Source organism: Pseudomonas putida, assembly GCF_001941965.1.
Classification (GTDB): Bacteria; Pseudomonadota; Gammaproteobacteria; order Pseudomonadales; family Pseudomonadaceae; genus Aquipseudomonas; species Aquipseudomonas putida_L.
Window position 1 is genome coordinate 98,385 of the sequence record NZ_MKZO01000025.1, and the last position, 17,811, is coordinate 116,195.

Sequence of the window (17,811 nt, forward strand, 5' to 3'; positions counted from 1 at the left end):
CTTTACCTGCGTATCAGGCAATCAACGTCGATTGCCCCGTTCACGACAAAGGCGCCGTGCTGCTCCCCCTGATCCTTCAGGCCGGAGCGGCAGGGCGCCTTTTTGTTTTTGCGCAGTAAGGCAGGGGAGTCAGGGCCATGACCAGCACGACGGTGCGCAGTGTCTGTCCGTATTGCGGTGTCGGTTGCGGCATCGTCATGAGCGTGACCGACAACAGGGTGACCAAGGTCAGCGGTGACAAGCAGCACCCGAGCAATTTCGGCCGCCTGTGCACCAAGGGCCTGAGTTGCCATCAGCCGCTGCGCGACTCCGGGCGCATGGAGTGGGCCTGGCTGCGCGACCAGCGCCAGCGCGATCCGGTACGCCTGGGGATGGACAAGGCCATCGAACAGACCGCCCGGCGCCTGCGGGACATTATCGACACCCACGGCGCGGATGCCTTTGCCCTGTACGTCTCCGGGCAGATGTCGCTGGAGGCCCAGTACCTCGCCAACAAACTGGTGAAGGGCTATATCCGCAGCCGTCATATCGAATCCAACTCGCGCCTGTGCATGGCCAGTGCCGGCAGCGGCTACAAGCTGTCCCTGGGCGCCGACGGGCCGCCGGGCAGCTACCAGGATTTCGACCGCGCCGAGGTGTTCTTCGTGATCGGCGCGAACATGGCCGACTGTCACCCGATCCTTTTCCTGCGCCTGCTCGACCGGCTCAAGGCCGGCGCCAAACTGATCGTGGTCGACCCACGGCGCAGCGCCACGGCGGACAAGGCCGACCTGTTCCTGCAGGTCCGTCCCGGCACCGACATGGCGCTGCTCAACGGCCTGCTGCACTTGCTGCTGGAGAACGGCCACACCGACAACGCCTTCATCGAACGCTACACCGAGGGCTGGGACGAGCTGCCAGCCTTCCTCGCCGACTACACCCCGGCACGGGTCGCAGACATCACCGGCTTGAGCGAGGCCGCCATCCGCCAGGCCGCCGCCCTGATCGGTGGTGCGAAGGACTGGATGAGCTGCTGGACCATGGGCCTGAACCAGAGCATCCACGGTACCTGGCACAGCAATGCACTGTGCAACCTGCACCTGGCCACCGGCGCCATCTGCCGCCCGGGCAGCGGTCCTTTCTCCCTGACCGGCCAGCCCAATGCCATGGGCGGACGGGAAATGGGCTACATGGGGCCGGGACTGCCCGGACAGCGTTCGGCGCTGGTCGAGGCTGATCGCCAGTTCATCGAAAAGCTTTGGAGACTCCCCGTCGGCAGCCTGCGCGCCGAGGCGGGCGAGGGCACCATCGGCCTGTTCGAGCAGATGGCGGCGGGGCAGGTGAAGGCGTGCTGGATCATCTGCAGCAACCCGGTGGCCAGCGTTTCCAACCGGCAGAACGTGATCGACGGGCTGCGCAAGGCAGAGCTGGTGATCAGCCAGGACGCCTTCCTCGACACGGAAACCAACCGCTACGCCGACATCCTCTTGCCGGCCGCGCTGTGGGCCGAATCCGAAGGGGTGATGATCAATTCCGAGCGCAACCTGACCCTGACCGCCAAGGCTGTGGACGCACCGGGCGAAAGCCTCGCGGATTGGCAGATCATTGCCCGGGTGGCCTGCGCCATGGGCTATGCGGAGGGTTTCAGCTACGCCAGTGCCGACGAAGTCTTCGACGAAATCCGCGAGGCCTGGAACCCCGCCACCGGCTACGACCTGCGAGGCCTGGACTACGCAAAACTACGCGCCGGTCCACAGCAGTGGCCCTTCGAGCCGGGCCGCAGCGAGGCGCGCAGTCCGCTGCGCTACATCAACAACGGCCTGAGCCAGAACCTGCGGGAAAACGCCGACGGCGAGCGCCCGGCGATCACCTTCGCCACCGCATCCGGCAAGGCGCGCTTCTTCGCCCGTCCGTGGCTGCCGCCGGCCGAGCTGCCGGACGAATCCTACCCCCTGGTGCTCAATACCGGACGGGTCCAGCACCAGTGGCACACCCTGACCAAGACCGGCAAGGTCGCCAGCCTGAACAAGCTGGAGCCGGGTCCGTTCCTGGAGATCCATCCGGACGATGCCGCCGCCCTCGGCATTGCCGAGAAGGACCAGGTGCAGGTCCGCTCGCGTCGCGGTCAGGCGGTGTTGCCGGCGCGGATCAATACCCGGGTGATGCCGGGCAACTGCTTTGCCCCGTTCCACTGGAACGACCTGTATGGCGAGCAACTGGCGATCAACGCCGTGACCAGCGATGCGGTGGACCCGATCTCGCTGCAACCGGCTTTCAAGCACTGCGCCGTGGCCCTGACCCGGGTTGGCGGTGAACGAATCGATGCCCTTGAACTGAACCCTGCCCTCCCCGAGGAGACCCGGCCGATGCCCACCGACACCCTGCGCAAGGCCCTCGGCCTGGGCGCGCCGCCCGCCATGGCCCTGGCCGAGAGCGAGCAGCAGTATCTCCACGGTTTCCTGCAAGGACTCGGCGCCGCCCAGCCGCACGGCGTACCGGTGTTGCCGGCGAGTGCGCCGCTGGCGCTGGAGCGGCGGCTGTTTATCGATGGGTTGCTGGCGGGCGTCTATTCGCGCGCCGAGCCGGCCAGCTTGCCGGCGCTGGTGGAAACGCCCCGGCATCTGGTGCTCTGGGCCTCGCAGACCGGCAACAGCCAGGCCCTGGCCGAACGCTGCGCCAGTCATCTGCGCGAGGCCGGCCTGACGGTGCAACTGGAGTGCATGGAAGCTGCCCAGCCGGCGCAGGTCGGCACGGCGGCGAGCCTGCTGCTGATCACCAGTACCTTTGGCGATGGCGAAGCACCGGACAGCGCCGCGGCGTTCTGGCAGTCGCTGCAGGGCGAGGCCGCGGACTGGGCGAAACGGCCTTACGCGGTGCTGGCTTTGGGCGATTCCAGCTACGACCAGTTCTGTGGATTCGGACGCAGGCTGGACCAGCGCATGGCCGAGCTGGGCGGCCAGCGCTTGCTGGAGCGGGTGGACTGCGAGCCGGACTTCGACGAGCCCTTCGCCGGGTGGTTGCAGGCGCTGACGGCCAAGCTGGCGCAGGCGCCGGTCGCATTGACCGCGGTGGAGAAACCGGCGTTCGGCAAACAGACTCCGCTCCCCGCGCGACTGCTGGAAAACCGCCTGCTCAATGGACCGGGGGCGAGCAAGGAAACCCGGCAAATCGTCTTCGATCTGGGCGACAGCGGCATGAGCTATCAGGCGGGCGATGCCCTTGGGGTGTGGCCGCGCAACTGTCCGGAGCTGGTGGCCGAGTTCCTGCGTTGCTCCGGTCTGGATGGCAGTGCCGAGGTCGATTGTAAAGGACCGATGCCCCTGGCGACCGCGTTGACCGAGCACCTGGATGTCACCCGCATCACTCCGCAGATCTTGCAGAAAATCGACGGTCTGCCCACGGACAAGGCCGCGCTGAACGACTGGCTGTGGGGCCGGCAACTGGTGGACCTGCTGGCCGAGTTTCCGTTGAAGTTGTCCCAGGCCGAATGGCTGACACTGCTCAAACCGTTGCAGCCGCGCCTGTACTCCATCAGCTCCAGCCCGAAGCGGCACCCGACGCAGGTGCACCTGACCCTGTCCACCGTGCGTTATGGTCAGCGCAAGGGTGTGTGTTCCAGCTTCCTCGCCGATCGCGCGCAGGACCTGAAGGTCGCGATCTTCCCGCAGCCTTCGGCGAGCTTTCGTTTGCCGCAGAACGATGAGCTGCCGGTGATCATGATCGGTCCGGGCACCGGGATCGCGCCGTTCCGCGGGTTTCTCCAGGAGCGGGAAGGGCGCGGGGCCAAGGGGCGCAACTGGCTGTTCTTTGGCGAGCAGCGTGAGGCCTGTGATTTCTACTACCGTGACGAACTGATGGCATGGCGCGAGAGTGGCTTGCTGACCCGGCTGGACACGGCGTTCTCGCGGGACCAGGAGGAGAAGATCTATGTGCAGCAGCGCATGCAGGAGCAAGGCGCGGAGTTGTGGCGCTGGTTGCAGGAGGGGGCGTTTTTCTATGTGTGCGGGGATGCTGCGCGGATGGCCAAGGATGTGGATGCGGCGCTGAAGGCGGTGGTGGCGGAGCATGGCGGGATGAGTGCCGATGAGGCGGCGGCGTATGTGGCGCAAATGGGGAAGGACAAGCGGTATCTGCGGGATGTGTACTGAGAGTCAAGTCACAGGCTTCAAGCCGCAAGCGGTGGCGCGGAACGCTTTTTCTCGCCGCTTGAGGCTTGAGGCCGGCCTCAAGCTGGATGGTTGAGTAGTCGTTCTGCCACCGCAGCGAACGAGGCGTAGCACGTCTGGAAATCCGGTTTGTCCGTTGAGTAAAGCAATGGCTTCAGACGATATTCGAAGTTCTCCCTGAGTCCTTCGTGGGTGGCAGCATTGGCCAGGGCACGTCGAAGTACTGCATAGGGATCCTGGTCAAATTCAGGATGCTGCCGTTGAAACTCTTCCACATCCTTGGCGACCAGCGCAGCGAATACCTGGCACGCAGGCTCGATGGCATCGGGCTGGCTTTCGGCGATACGCCAAACATCGTAAACGTGACGCACCAGCGCGGTATCGAATGTCCCGCGTTGATGCCCATCCCAGTTCCAGGCGCAGCGATGCAGCAGTGATAACACCTTCTCGCCTAGCGTCTCCGCTACGCTGATGCAGGTCATCGAGAAGCGTTCGGGTGCTTCGCGAGGGATGAAGTCGTCAAGCATGTAACCCATTTCACGTGCCTCGCCAGCCAGCACCGGAGGACGGTGAATCAGCTCAAGCTTGAGCTGGGGGCGGAGTGCACCGGAGGTGTCCTGGAAATGCGCACCGTATGAAACCAGCAGGCAGTGATAGCGTCGGCTATCCCGCATGATCGGGTTTTCTTCGTTGTCATGAACGACACATTGAAAGCCCATCTCGGCCAAGCGGCGCTCGATTTCTTCCTGCAAATCCTTCAACCGCCCGCGGTTTCCCTTGTCTCCCAGGCTATAACCTTCCGGTACTTCTTCCAGCACAACCTTGATATCGATGTCTTCGGACATTCGCTCAATCAGGCCGTGTGCTTTCGAAAGGCAGGTGCCACCTGCGAAAACCAGGCGCGTAGCTACATCAATAGAGGCTGGGGCAGGGTCCCCTTTACGACGATCCCGCTGACGTGCGGTATCTACCATCTCGATTTGAGCTAGAGCGCGAAGTGCGTCAGTGATGTGCTGGTCCTTCTCAGCCACTGCTGGTGGGAGATCACCCAACATCCCCGCAGTAGCAGCATCTTCGATATCAGATCGAAGCGCGTCTGGAATTTTTTTCATACGCTAAAGTGCTGTTCCCTACCTTGACCTTCCGCGAGATGCGCCGACGCCCGGTGTTGATCGTCGCGCCCATTGGAATCTGGGTCGACTTGCCGCTGTTGTACTCCGCGACCAGCGAACTGGGCTCCACACAAATATTGAGCTTGCTGAACAGTTCGGCAGCGATCATCTCCAGAGTCCCGGCCGGTGTTGGCAGGCCTGTGAATTTATTGATGCGGGTTTTGGCAAATGCGCCTTTGCTCACGCGTACGAGCCTGCCTTCTGCGACAAAACGCGCCAGCACTCGCCCGATTTGAGAGTCACTGGCCATGCTCGCGAAGTCCGAGCGCAAGACCACCAAGCCCGCACGCTGCGTGATGGAGCGAACCATCCGGTCTTCGAGTTTCATAAGGTGCCCCCACTACAGCTAAAAATAACAAGGTCACTCTACTCCTCGATTTCAATTTCATCCACTATTCAAAGGGGGTTTATCCTGCAAAGACTGCGCATAAATGCATAGATATTGTATTCATGCTGGATCTTTCGCCTTAGCAGGCACACCATCAGGAAACATGCTCCAAAACGGTGATTCCCGCACCACCATGGTTCAGAAAACCACCCCCTTAACCCCGAAATCCCCTGAAATCACGCCCCGCCAGCACTTGGCACAGTCCCTGCTTTTACATTTCCACAACGTCCTCGGTGGTCAACGTCGATCACCTCTCGGGACCATAACGATCAAGACCAGGCAAAGGCGCCTGGAGCTTCGGCTCCAGGCGCCTTTTTTTGTGTTTTTTTTGGGGCACGCCCCACACCGTGAGGAACCGCGCATGAACGCCTTCGCGTCCATCCAACAACGAGAAAAGCTGGTAATCGTCGGCAACGGCATGGTCGGCCATCACTGCGTCGAGCAACTGATCGAACGCGGCGCCCTGGCCCGCTTCGAGGTGCGGGTATTCGGCGAGGAACGGCAGCGCGCCTATGACCGGGTGCACCTGTCCGAGTACTTCGGCGGCAGCGACGCCGAAGCCCTGGCGCTCGGTGAAGCCGGCCTGTACGCCGAACACGGCGTGGCCCTGCACCTGGGCGAGGCAGTGCTGGAAGTGGACCGCGAACGCCGCGAGGTGGTGACCAGCGCCGGCCGTTACGCCTACGACCGCCTGATCCTCGCCACCGGCTCCTATCCCTTCGTGCCGCCGATCCAGGGCTCCGAAGGGGCGGCGCGCCTGGTCTATCGCACCCTCGACGATCTCGACGGCATCCGCGCCGCCGCTGCCAGCGCCCGACGCGGCGTGGTGGTCGGCGGTGGCCTGCTCGGCCTGGAGGCGGCCAACGCGCTCAAGTCCCTCGGCCTGGAAGCCCATGTGGTGGAGTTCGCCCCGCGCCTGATGCCGGTGCAACTGGACGGCGAGGGCGGCGCGGCGCTGCGGGCGCGGATCGAGGCGCTGGGGGTTGGCGTGCACCTGTCCCGCGCCACCCAGGCCATCGTCGCCGGCGAGGAGTACCGCTACCGGATGAACTTCGACGGCGGCGAATTCCTCGAGACCGACCTGATCGTGTTCTCCGCCGGGATCCGCCCGCAGGATGCCCTGGCCCGTGCCTGCGGCCTTGAGGTGGCGCAGCGCGGCGGCGTGGTGATCGATGACGCGTGCCGCAGCAGCGACCCGCACATCTATGCCATCGGCGAATGCGCATCGTGGAATGGCAGCGTGTTCGGGCTGGTCGCGCCGGGCTACAGCATGGCGCGCAACCTGGCGGCAGCCCTGGCCGGGCAACCGTCCAGCGCCTTCACCGGCGCGGATATGTCGACCAAGCTCAAGCTGCTCGGCGTCGATGTCGGTTCCATCGGCGACGCCCACGGCGCCACCCCGGGTTCGCGCAGCTACCGCTTTATCGACGAGGGCGGCAGCAGCTATCGCCGGCTGGTGCTGGATGCCAGCGGCAAGCGGGTGATCGGCGCGGTACTGGTGGGCGACAACAGCTACTACGACACCCTGCTGCAATACGCGCAGAACGGCATCGCCGTGCCCGCCGATCCGTCGGCGCTGATCCTCCCGCAATCCTCCGGCGCCCCGGCCCTGGGCGCCGATGCCCTGCCGGACAGCGCGACCATCTGTTCCTGCCACAACGTCAGCAAGGGCGCGATCTGCGCCGCCATCGACAGCGGCTGCGGCGACCTCGCGGCGGTCAAGGGCTGCACCAAGGCGGCCACCGGCTGCGGCGGTTGCGCGGCCTTGCTCAAGCAGGTCTTCGAGCATGAACTGACGGCCCGCGGCGTGGCCGTGGACAAGAGCCTCTGCGAACACTTCGCCTACACCCGCCAGGAGCTGTATGCGCTGGTGCGGGTCGAAGGCATCCGTGATTTCGACGAACTGCTGACCCGCCATGGCAAGGGCCATCTGGGCTGCGATATCTGCAAGCCCACGGTCGGCTCGATCCTCGCCTCGTGCTGGAACCAGCCGATCATGGACCCGGCGCTGGTGCCGCTGCAGGACACCAACGACACCTTCATGGCCAACATGCAGAAGAACGGCACCTACTCGGTGGTACCGCGGATTCCCGGCGGCGAGATCACCCCGGACAAGTTGATCGTGATCGGCGAGGTGGCGAAGAAATACGACCTCTACACCAAGATCACCGGCGGCCAGCGCATCGACCTGTTCGGTGCGCAACTGCATGAGCTGCCGCTGATCTGGGAAGAACTGATCGCCGCCGGCTTCGAGACCGGGCATGCCTACGGCAAGTCGACGCGCACGGTGAAGTCCTGCGTCGGCAGCACCTGGTGCCGTTATGGCGTACAGGACAGCGTGAAGATGGCCTTGCTCCTGGAAGACCGCTACAAGGGCCTGCGTTCGCCGCACAAGCTCAAGTTCGCGGTGTCCGGCTGCACCCGTGAGTGTGCCGAGGCGCAGAGCAAGGACATCGGTGTGATCGCCACCGAGAAGGGCTGGAACCTGTATGTCTGCGGCAACGGCGGCATGCGTCCGCGCCACGCCGAGCTGTTCGCCACCGACCTCGACGACGAGACCCTGGTGCGCCTGATCGACCGCGTGCTGATGTTCTACATCCGCACCGCCGACAAGCTGCAGCGCACCTCGGTGTGGCGCGAGAACCTGGAAGGCGGCCTGGACTACCTCAAGCAGGTGATCCTCGACGACAGTCTCGGGCTTGCCGCCGAACTGGAAGCGCAGATGCAGCATGTGGTCGACCGCTACGAATGCGAGTGGGCCAACGCCCTGAAGGACCCGGAAAAGCTCAAGCGCTTCCGTACCTTCGTCAACGATCACCGCGCCGACCCGGGCGTGCACTTCGTCCGCGAACGCGGCCAGCGCCGGCCGATTGCCGCGGCCGAACTTCACCTGATCCCTGTCACCGAGGAGGTGCTCTGATGAGCCTGTCGAATGCTGTGATGAAAACGCCGGTGGCCTGGACGCCGGTCTGTGCCGAATCCGACCTGGTGGCCCGTTCCGGGGTGGTGGTCTGGCATGAGGGGGCGCAGGTGGCGCTGTTCTACGTGCCGGGGGCGGAGACCGAGGTGCATGCGCTGGATAACCATGACCCGGTGTCCGGGGCCAATGTGATCGGGCGTGGCTTGATCGGCAGCCTGAAGGGCGAACTGGTGGTGGCTTCGCCGTTGTACAAGCAGCATTTCTGCTTGCGCGATGGGCGCTGTCTGGAGGATGACGAGCAGGCGTTGCGGGTGTGGCCGGTGCGGGTGAATGAGGGGCGGGTGGAAATTGGGGCCTGACAGGTAATCGGGTTGCTCCTATCGCTGGCAAGCCAGCTCCCATAGGTTTTGCGTGCGCCGCGAACACTGTGGGAGCTGGCTTGCCAGCGATAGGGCCCTCAAACCCGGCACAAAAATGTCAGGACACAGATACACTCCCACCCCATGAACCTCGACTCCCGTATCAAATTCCGCCATCTCCTGTGCTTTCTCGAAATAGCCCGCCAGGGCAGTTTCGCCAAGGCCGCAGACGCCGTGGCCATCACCCAGCCGGCGATTTCCAAGACCCTCAAGGAACTTGAGGACCTGCTCCAGACCCGCCTGTTCGAACGCGGCCGCCAGGGCGTCGAGCTGACGCCCGCCGGTGTGCGCTTCATGCGCTACGCCGGCCCCTGCGTGCAGGCCCTGCGCGAAGGGGTGAGCAGCCTGCGCGGCGAGGAACACGCGCCGCCGCAGGTCAAGGTCGGGGTGCTGTCCACCGTGGAAAGCCTGCTGATGCCGGAAGTCATCCGCCGTCTGCACCAGCGCCACGCGGCCCTGGTGGTCAGCGTTGCCACCGGCCCCAGCGCCCACTTGCTTGCCCAGTTGCACGTTGGCGAACTGGACCTGGTGATCGGCCGCATGACCGACAGCCCGCAGATCCAGGGCCTGCTGTTCGAACACCTGTACAGCGAATCCATGTCGCTGGTGGTGCGTCCTGGCCATCCGCTGCTGGCCAGCGACCCGCTGGAGCGCGCGCGCCTCGCCGACTATCCGCTGGTGCTGCCGCTGGCCGGCACGACCATCCGCAAGCATGCCGACAGCCTGTTCGTGCAGTGCGCCATCGAGCAGCCGCTGCAGCGCCTGGAAACCCTGTCCCCGGCCTTGAGCCGGCGTTATGTGCAGGAGAGCAATGCCGTCTGGGTCGCGCCCCGGGATGCGGTGCGGGTCGACCTCGATCGCGGCGAACTGCGCGAGCTGGACCTGGGCGTCAGCGAGCCCGGCGGCTCGGTCGGTATCTGCAGCAATGCGGCCTTGCCGTCGGCCCTTCCGGCGCAATGGCTATGCGAAGTGTTGCGTGAAGTTGCAACGCAATACCGGGATGGCGACTACCCTTGACGCCTGTCGGGTCGCCCCTGCTGGCCCGGTGCCGGCTGCCTGCATGAAGAACTGTTCATGGTCCTGAACTTCCGGGGCTTTTCTTGCTCTTATTGCCGGTAGCCATTGGTCGGGGCCGCCTGATATTCTCGCGGCTTTACCCCGATTGCCCCTTTGGCGCATGAACAAGGAAATAGCATGAAACAGCATCGGTTGGCGGCTGCGGTTGCCCTGGTTAGCCTGGTCCTGGCGGGTTGCGATTCGCAGACCAGCGTCGAGCTGAAAACCCCGGCACAGAAAGCCTCCTACGGTATCGGCCTGAACATGGGCAAGAGCCTGGCCCAGGAAGGCATGGACGACCTCGATTCCAAGGCCGTTGCCCAGGGCATCGAAGATGCCATCGGCAAGAAGGAACAGCGCCTGAAGGACGACGAGCTGATCGAAGCCTTCGCCGCCCTGCAGAAGCGCGCTGAAGAGCGCCTGACCAAGCTGGGCGAAGAATCCGCCGCAGCCGGCAAGAAATTCCTCGAGGAAAACGGCAAGAAGCCTGGTGTGGTCACCACCGCTTCCGGCCTGCAGTACGAAGTCGTGAAGAAGGCCGACGGCGCCCAGCCGAAGCCGACCGATGTGGTCACCGTTCACTACGAAGGCAAGCTGATCGACGGCAAGGTCTTCGACAGCTCCGTCGAGCGTGGTGCGCCGATCGACCTGCCGGTCAGCGGCGTGATCCCGGGCTGGGTCGAAGGCCTGCAACTGATGCACGTGGGCGAGAAGGTCAAGCTGTTCATCCCGGCTGACCTGGCCTACGGCGCCCAGAGCCCGAGCCCGCAGATCCCGGCCAACTCGGTCCTGGTCTTCGACCTGGAACTGCTGGCGATCAAGGACATGTCCAAGCTGGAAGCTCCGGAGGCCGACGCTCCTGACGCCCCTGCTGCCGACGCTGCACCCGCCAAGTAATTCGGCTGCTGCTGTTGTCCAACGCCCCATGGCCTCACCGCCCTGGGGCGTTGTCGTTTTTGCAGGAGGGTGGGAGTAGCGTCGCCAGGCCAGCTGTGACAAGGTTCACAAAAGCTTCCGCAAAACGATTGCGCAATGAAACAAGTGTGTAAAAAACGCCCGATCCGACCCCGGCCCTTGCCCGCCGGGAGCCCTGGGCCGGAAATGAAGCTCTGTTCACAAGGTTATCCACAATTAATGTGGATAACCTTCCCGCCACCGCTGATGGAGGTCTCATGAAAGCACCGTGGAATTTCGCCCGCTTCCTGCCGCTCGCCGAGCGTCTGCTCAGCCGTGGGCGCCTGCCGACGCTGCTGTTCGCGGTGGCCCGCAAGGGCCCGCGACTGGGGCAACTGAAGGAGGACGTGCGTCTGCTGCAGGCCCTCTGCGCGGCCTGGTGGCGGGGTGAGTACCGGGCGGTCAGCCCCAAGGCGCTGGTCACCATCGTCGCCGGCCTGCTGTACTTCGTCAGCCCGCTGGATGCGATTCCCGACTGGCTGCTGGGCGTCGGCTTTCTCGATGACATCGCCGTGCTTGGCTGGGTGTTGAAAACCGTGAGCGATGAACTGGACGCCTTCCGCGCCTGGCGCCAGCGCCAGTCGCCGGAAAAACTGCGGGTGGTCGAGCGCTTGCCGGACACCCCTGAAGCCTTGCGCCTGGAGCGAAACCACAGCTGACAAGCGCGACGTGCTGCAATTCCCCCGAGGGCTGGTAATATTATTGGCATAACGATTATGCCTACAGATTACATGCGAGAAGTCCGACAAGGGGGTTGTGATGGCTATTCAGGTTATTAGCCGAGATGGTCAACCCGAGTACGCGGTTGTTCCCTGGGATCAATATCAGGCGTTACTCAAGGCGGCGGGGCAACCGGAGGCGCTGTCCCCCGACGAGCCAGCCAGCACTGAAGCACCTTTGACTGCGGCCAGCCTGCCAGCGTTTGGCGAGCTGGCCGCATTGCGTCAGGCCAAGGGCATTGCTGCCGACCAACTGGCGCGCAAGGTCGGGATCAGCCCGGTGTACCTGGCGATGATCGAAAGTGGCGAGCGGGTGCCGGACTCGGCGATTCGCCGCAGCCTGGCCTGGGAACTGGGATTATCCGGCTGGAGCGATCCGTCATGAGCGCGGTACGGATCAGCCGGCAACACTGGGAAGGGTTGCTCGGCGAGCTGGATGTCGCGCGCCGGCAGCGTCATCTGCTGACCTACCGTGCGCTGCTGGAGCGCCTGCAGTTGCCGAGCCCGGCGATGCAGACCCTGACTGCGGCGCTGGAATACCTGGCGGTGCTCGATGCCCGTGCCGAGCAGCCGCTGCGCAGCTCGCTGGTGATCAGCCAGGGCGCGAGCCGTTTGCCGCGGACCGGATTCTTCGAGTGCGTGGAGCGCCTTGGGCGGTTTTCCGGGCCGTCGGATGGCATGGCGGCGGCGTCGTGGCATGCGTCGGAGGTGGTGCGGGTGTTCGAGTATGCCTATCCCGAAGAAGCTTGAGACTTCAAGGGCCTCATCGCTGGCAAGCCAGCTCCCACAGGTTATGCGATCCCTGTGGGAGCTGGCTTGCCAGCGATGAGGCCCTTCAGGCTGCCGCAGTATCGATCAGATACACACTGGCCCCCTGAACCTCCTTGGCATGGTGCTTGGCCTGCGAGGCCAGATCCGCCAGTTGGTCCGCATCCAGCTCGGCGCAGGTTTCCGGGCGCAGTTGCACCACCCCGATCGACAACGACAACAGCGGAAACTCCTGCCGCTGCCCGAGCCGGTTATGGGCAATGAAACACCCCGCCTCCAGGTGCTCGCTGCGATAGAAGCGCCGGCACTGTTTCTCGAAGTCCGCCAGCAATACATCCAGGCGCTGCTGCCAGTCCTGTGAACTCAACACCAGCATGAAATCGTCGCCACCGATATGCCCGACGAAGTCCCGGCTCGGATCGACCCGCTCGTTCAGGCACTGCGCCAGGCACAGCAGCACCTCGTCGCCGCGGGCATAGCCGTAGATATCGTTGAACGGCTTGAAGCTGTCGATATCCACGTAGCAGATCGCCGCCTGGCGCTTCTGCTGCAGCAGGCGCGCCAGGCATTGCTGGATCGGCACGTTGCCCGGCAACAGGGTCAGCGGGTTGGCGTAGCGGGCCTGCTGGATCTTTTGTTCGGTGATCAGCTTGAGCACGTCGATCACTCGCCCCAGGCCGATATAGCGGCCCTGGTCGGTAATGATGAAGTCTTCCTCGATGCGCTGCCGCGCCCGGCTGGTGAGCAGGCGGCTGACACTTTGCAGCGACTGGTTCAGTTCCACCGCGAGGAAGTCCTCGCTCATCAGCCGGCTGATCGGCTTGCGCGCGAACAGCTCGGTGGCGAAGGGCTTGAGCAGGGCATCGGAAAGCGAGTAGCGGTGCACGATGCCAACAGGTCGTTGCTGTTCGTCGAGCACCGCCAGGGAATTGAGGTTGGCCTGGCGGCGGAAGGCTTCCAGCACCAGCGGCGTCGCCGTATCGCGGGTGACGGCGGTCTGTTCGATCAGCAGCGCGCCGAGGTCCGAGACTTCATCGGCCAGCACCGGCAGGCTGCTCAGCATCGGGCTCGGCAGGAGCAGGGCAACATCCTTGGGCGGATGTTCCTGGGGCCGGCAGACCAGGTAGCCCTGGACCAGATCCACGCCCATTTCCGTCAGTACCGCCAGTTCCTCGGGCAGCTCGATCCCTTCGGCGACCACCTTGGCCCGCGACGCCTTGGCGATCTGCAGGATGGAACCGACGAATTCGCGCTTCACCGCATCCAGATGGATGCCGTCGATGAAGTGGCGGTCGATCTTCACGTAGTCCGGACGCAGTTCCGACCACAGGCGCAGGCTCGAATAGCCGGCGCCGAGGTCGTCGAGGGCAATCGAGAAGCCCATGTCGCGGTAGTGGTGCAGGGCGTTGTAGAGCAACTGGAAATCGTCGGTCGGGGTCTGCTCGGTGAGTTCGATGACCACCTGGCTCGCCGGGATGCCGAGATTCTGCAACAGCTTGAGGGTCAGCCCGGACTGGTACTGCGGCTCGAGCAGGGACTCCGGAGAGACGTTGAGGAACAGCTTGCCTTCGAGCTTTTGCTGGCTGAAGCGCCGGCAGGCGCTCTCCCGGCAGGCGATCTCCAGCTCGGTCAGGCGCCCGGCATGGCGGGCCACGGCGAACAGGTTGATCGGCGAATGCAGGGGGCTGTTGGACGGGCCGCGACTCAGGGCCTCATAACCAAGAATGCGCCGTTCGGAAAGGCAGACGATAGGCTGGAACAGGCTGTGCAAGCCGCCTTGAGTCAGGATGGAACTCAATGCGCTGAGCTGTTCGGTCATGGTCATATCGTGACTACCTGAAAACTGCCTGAAAAAAAGGGACTGGGCGTTGGTACGCCCGGTCCCTTATTTCACGACAGTTTGATGACTGTTTAATGACGCAATGCTACGCGGTCATAGTATTTCGCCATTATCGGTTCAGCGCGTCTGTCAGTGCTTGGCCACCGACGAATTCAGGCTCAGGTAGTCGAGCAGGATACGCCCGGTTTCACTCAGGTAGGCGTCGTCTTCCGGCTTGCTGTCGTCCGGCTCGGCAGGAATCGCGTCCTCGTCTTCCTTCTTCAGTTCCTTGAGCGGTTCTTCGCCCTTGGCCTTGCGCCGGGTGTTTTCCAGGGCCAGTTGCTGGCTCTCGATATCGGCGTGCTGGGCGCGGCGTTCTTCCTCGTTGAGGCTGACGGTTTTTTCGCTCATCAGTTTCTGGGTCAGGGCCAGGCGGTCGCGGATGTAGACGAATTCGGCATCCTTGGCACTGCGCACGTCATGACGTTCCTTGAGCTGGGCCAGGAACGGCTTGAACGGGTCGCTGGCCGGCTTGATCGCGGCACGGATGGTGTCCCATGGCATGGCCTCGGGCAGCGCGCTTTCACCGATTTCCTTGGTGTCGATGATCGACGGGTAATCGATGTCCGGCAGTACGCCCTGGTGCTGGGTGCTCTGCCCGGAAACCCGGTAGAACTTGGCCATGGTGACCTTCAGCTCGCCGTGGTTGAGCGGTTCGAGGTTCTGCACGGTGCCCTTGCCGAAGGTCTGGCCACCGATGATCAGCGCGCGGTGGTAGTCCTGCATGGCACCGGCGAAGATCTCCGAAGCCGAGGCGGACAGGCGGTTCACCAGCACCGCCAGCGGACCACGGTAGTAGGCGCCGGTCGGGTTCTGGTCCTCGAGCACGGCCAGGCGGCCATCGCCGCTGCGGATCAGCACGGTGGGGCCGCTGTCGATGAACAGGCTGGTCAGCTCCTGGGCTTCCTGCAGTGAGCCGCCGCCGTTGTTGCGCAGGTCGATGACCACGCCGTCGACTTTCTCCTGCTTCAGTTCGCCCAGCAGCTTCTTCACGTCCCGGGTGGTGCTCTTGTACTCGGCATCACCGGCCTTCATGGCCTTGAAGTCCTGGTAGAAGGCCGGCAGTTCGATGATACCGATCTTGTAGCTGTGTCCGTCCTGCTTGAGTTGCAGGATGGATTTCTTCGCCGCCTGCTCTTCGAGCTTCACCGCTTCGCGGGTGATGGTGACGATCTTGCTGGTCTGGTCGTTCGGTGCGTTGTTCGCCGGAATCACTTCGAGGCGTACCACCGAGCCTTTCGGGCCGCGGATCTTCTTGACCACTTCATCCAGGCGCCAGCCGATCACATCGACCATTTCGCCGTCGCCCTGGGCGACGCCGATGATCTTGTCGGCAGGGGCGACCTGCTTGGTCTTGGCGGCCGGGCCGGCCGGCACCAGGCGGACGATCTTGACCTGGTCGTTGTCGCTTTGCAGGACCGCACCGATGCCTTCCAGCGACAGGCTCATGTTGATGTCGAAGTTTTCCGCGTTGTCCGGCGACAGGTAGTTGGTGTGCGGGTCGTAGGACTGGGCGAAGGTGTTGATGTAGGCCTGGAAGATATCTTCCGAGCGGGTCTGCCCCAGGCGCGCCAGCTGGTTCTTGTAGCGCTTGACCAGCAGCTCCTGGATTGCCTTGGGTTCCTTGCCGGCCAGTTTCAGGCGCAGGACCTCGTCCTTCAGGCGTTTGCGCCAGAGGTCGTCGAGCTCGGCCCCGGTCTTGATCCAGGGAGCGTCCTTGCGGTCGACCAGCAGGGTCTCGTGGGTGGTGAAGTCGATCTTGTCGACGCCCTTGTCCAGCTCGGCCAGGGTGAAGTCAAGGCGCGACTTCACCCGGTCCAGGTAGCGCTTGTAGATATCGAAGCCGGGCTCCAGGTTGCCGCTCTTGAGGAAGTCGTCGAACTGGGTCTTCCACTTGTCGAACTCGGCGATATCGCTGGCCAGGAAGTAGCTGCGCGCCGGGTCCAGCAGCTTGAGGTAGCTGTCGTAGATGATCACCGAGCGCGCGTCGTCCAGCGGTGGTTTGCTGTAGTGACGGCGCTTGAGCAGCTCGACGATATTGACGCTGGCCATCGCCTGCTCGCGGTCGGGGTGAAGCGAGTCCCAGCTGTTGTTCGCCGGGGTGCTGGCCGCCGCCAGTGCAGAGTCTGCCAGGGGCAGGTTGCCAAGGCCGATCAGCAGGGCGAGGGCGGTGCTGGAGAAGAAGTGCTTCATGCCGATTCGACGCAGGGGCAATTGATAACGCATAGTGGGCCGTCTTTGATTCGCCGGCTCCAAAGAGCCGGGCGCAGAATGCAAAAAGCCTGGAGCTAGCAGCTCCAGGCCCCGTCTGACATCAACTATGGAGGCACTGTGAAGGCATTGCAAGGCGTTGAAGGACATGTGGAGTGGGTTGAGGCGACAAGTCCAACATGCGATGTAGGTCAAGTGCGCATTCGGGTTGCCGCCGCTGGCCTCAACCGTGCCGACCTGTTGCAGCGTGCCGGGCTCTATCCGCCGCCACCGGGGGCCAGCGAATACCTCGGCCTTGAGTGCTCCGGGGTGATCACCGAGGTGGGTGCCGGCTCGTCCTGGCAGGTGGGCGACCGGGTCTGCGCGCTGCTCGCCGGTGGCGGCATGGCCGAGGAAGTGGTGGTCGATGCCCGGCATGTGCTGCCGGTGCCGGAAGGCCTGAGCCTGCATGAAGCGGCGGCGGTGCCGGAGGTGTATGCCACGGCCTGGCTCAACCTGTTCCAGCTGGGTGGCTTGCGTCCGGGTGAGAAGGTCCTGTTGCATGCGGGCGCCAGTGGCGTGGGCTCGGCGGCGATCCAGTTGTGCAAGGCCTTTGGCAGCCCGTGCTGGGTCAGTGTCGGTTCGGCCGAGCGGCTGGCCTATTGCGAAAGCCTGGGGGCCAGTGGCGGGGTGATCCGTGGCGAAGACCTGCAGGCGCTGAACGATTTCGCGCCGTTCGATGTGGTGCTCGATCCGGTCGGGGCCAGCTACACCGAGCTGAACCTGAAGGTGCTGGGGCGTGACGGGCGCTGGGTGGTCATCGGTTTGATGGGCGGGCGCAAGGCCGAGCTGGACATGGCGTTGCTGCTGGGCAAGCGTATCCAGGTGGCCGGCTCGACCCTGCGTAACCGGGATGACCAGTTCAAGGCCGACCTGCTCAGCGACCTGCACCAGCAGGTGTGGCCGCTGTTTGCCGAAGGGCGCTTGAAGCCGCAACTGGTGGGCAGTTATCCGGTGGCGGATGCCCAGGCGGCGTTCGAGGAGCTGGCGGGGAACCAGGTGTCCGGGAAGCTGGTGCTGGTGGTTGATCCAAGCCTTGTGTGAATTCTGAGGGCCCTATCGCTGGCAAGCCAGCTCCCACAGTGACCGCATGCACCGCCGGACCTGTGGGAGCTGGCTTGCCAGCGATGAGGCCCTCAAG

The 17,811-nt window shown here is 64.0% G+C and carries 13 protein-coding genes; 9 read left to right on the top strand and 4 right to left on the bottom strand.

Annotated elements, in window-relative coordinates; genetic code table 11:
• The first annotated feature begins 137 nt into the window (after window positions 1-137).
• The gene (locus PSEMO_RS14800) at window positions 138-4,127 is read left to right on the top strand and encodes a bifunctional nitrate reductase/sulfite reductase flavoprotein subunit alpha (protein ID WP_075803737.1); all 3,990 of its coding nucleotides are present in this window, start codon (window positions 138-140) and stop codon (window positions 4,125-4,127) included.
• A 77-nt stretch (window positions 4,128-4,204) separates the two neighbouring features.
• Here PSEMO_RS14800 and PSEMO_RS14805 read toward each other — a convergent pair whose 3' ends face one another.
• Both PSEMO_RS14805 and PSEMO_RS14810 read right to left on the bottom strand, forming a co-directional pair.
• Window positions 4,205-5,257 (bottom strand): nucleotidyl transferase AbiEii/AbiGii toxin family protein, encoded by a 1,053-nt coding sequence (locus PSEMO_RS14805; RefSeq protein WP_075803738.1) that lies wholly within the window; start codon window positions 5,255-5,257, stop codon window positions 4,205-4,207.
• Window positions 5,226-5,645 carry a DUF6088 family protein gene (locus PSEMO_RS14810; RefSeq protein ID WP_075803739.1) on the bottom strand — a complete coding sequence of 140 codons (420 nt, stop codon included), beginning with the start codon at window positions 5,643-5,645 and terminating at the stop codon, window positions 5,226-5,228. The genes PSEMO_RS14805 and PSEMO_RS14810 overlap by 32 nt, the downstream gene beginning before the upstream one ends.
• Before the next feature lie 421 nt (window positions 5,646-6,066).
• On the opposite strand from PSEMO_RS14810, the gene nirB reads away from it, so the two are divergent.
• From nirB to PSEMO_RS14845, 7 genes are all read left to right on the top strand, one after another.
• Window positions 6,067-8,625, top strand: coding sequence for a nitrite reductase large subunit NirB (gene nirB, locus PSEMO_RS14815; protein ID WP_075803740.1), 2,559 nt, complete (start codon window positions 6,067-6,069; stop codon window positions 8,623-8,625).
• A complete protein-coding gene (gene nirD, locus PSEMO_RS14820) occupies window positions 8,625-8,984 on the top strand; it encodes a nitrite reductase small subunit NirD (protein WP_075803741.1) in 360 nt (119 codons plus the stop codon). Before nirB ends, nirD begins: the two co-directional genes overlap by 1 nt.
• A gap of 144 nt (window positions 8,985-9,128) precedes the next feature.
• On the top strand, window positions 9,129-10,061 hold the full coding sequence (pcaQ, locus tag PSEMO_RS14825) for a pca operon transcription factor PcaQ (RefSeq protein ID WP_075803742.1): 933 nt from the start codon (window positions 9,129-9,131) through the stop codon (window positions 10,059-10,061).
• A 177-nt stretch (window positions 10,062-10,238) separates the two neighbouring features.
• On the top strand, window positions 10,239-10,997 hold the full coding sequence (locus PSEMO_RS14830; protein WP_075803743.1) for an FKBP-type peptidyl-prolyl cis-trans isomerase: 759 nt from the start codon (window positions 10,239-10,241) through the stop codon (window positions 10,995-10,997).
• Window positions 10,998-11,272: 275 nt separating this feature from the next.
• Window positions 11,273-11,713, top strand: a complete 441-nt coding sequence (locus PSEMO_RS14835) for a YkvA family protein (RefSeq protein WP_075803744.1) — start codon at window positions 11,273-11,275, stop codon at window positions 11,711-11,713.
• A gap of 100 nt (window positions 11,714-11,813) precedes the next feature.
• Window positions 11,814-12,158, top strand: a complete 345-nt coding sequence (locus PSEMO_RS14840) for a helix-turn-helix domain-containing protein (RefSeq protein ID WP_075803745.1) — start codon at window positions 11,814-11,816, stop codon at window positions 12,156-12,158.
• Window positions 12,155-12,523 carry a hypothetical protein gene (locus PSEMO_RS14845; protein WP_075803746.1) on the top strand — a complete coding sequence of 123 codons (369 nt, stop codon included), beginning with the start codon at window positions 12,155-12,157 and terminating at the stop codon, window positions 12,521-12,523. The genes PSEMO_RS14840 and PSEMO_RS14845 overlap by 4 nt, the downstream gene beginning before the upstream one ends.
• An 85-nt stretch (window positions 12,524-12,608) precedes the next feature.
• Here the strand turns inward: PSEMO_RS14845 and PSEMO_RS14850 are convergent, their stop codons facing one another.
• Both PSEMO_RS14850 and PSEMO_RS14855 read right to left on the bottom strand, forming a co-directional pair.
• Window positions 12,609-14,366 (bottom strand): bifunctional diguanylate cyclase/phosphodiesterase, encoded by a 1,758-nt coding sequence (locus tag PSEMO_RS14850; protein ID WP_075803747.1) that lies wholly within the window; start codon window positions 14,364-14,366, stop codon window positions 12,609-12,611.
• 144 nt (window positions 14,367-14,510) lie between these two features.
• A complete protein-coding gene (locus tag PSEMO_RS14855) occupies window positions 14,511-16,613 on the bottom strand; it encodes a carboxy terminal-processing peptidase (RefSeq protein WP_372239121.1) in 2,103 nt (700 codons plus the stop codon).
• Between the two features lie 138 nt (window positions 16,614-16,751).
• Between PSEMO_RS14855 and PSEMO_RS14860 the strand changes: the two genes are divergently transcribed.
• The gene (locus tag PSEMO_RS14860) at window positions 16,752-17,714 is read left to right on the top strand and encodes an NAD(P)H-quinone oxidoreductase (RefSeq protein ID WP_075803749.1); all 963 of its coding nucleotides are present in this window, start codon (window positions 16,752-16,754) and stop codon (window positions 17,712-17,714) included.
• Window positions 17,715-17,811 lie beyond the last annotated feature (97 nt).